Here is a 260-nt window from a genome sequence, read left to right on the forward strand (position 1 = left end):
TTGTTTGTATTGAGTTGTTGTTTGTTGTTTGGTGTCGGCGGTTTCTTACTCTCCCACAACCTCCCGGTTGCAGTACCATCAGCGTTAGCAGGCTTAGCTTCCGGGTTCGGAATGGGTACCGGGCGTTTCCCTGCTGCTATAGGCCACCGACAAACACTTAGGGCAACGGCTGGTTGCTGGTGTTGTGTCAGATACTGTGTAGTGGACGCGAACACGGCAGTGTGATTATTTTACTGTTGTGTTTGTTGTTGACACACCCT

Annotated in this window: 1 rRNA gene; it reads right to left on the minus strand. The window is 50.4% G+C overall.

The annotated features are described in order from the left end of the window. Positions 1-32 precede the first annotated feature (32 nt). Positions 33-151, minus strand: a 5S ribosomal RNA gene (rrf, locus tag HMPREF2792_RS04160). Positions 152-260 lie beyond the last annotated feature (109 nt).

The organism is Corynebacterium sp. HMSC068H04, from assembly GCF_001811255.1.
GTDB lineage: Bacteria > Actinomycetota > Actinomycetes > Mycobacteriales > Mycobacteriaceae > Corynebacterium > Corynebacterium hesseae.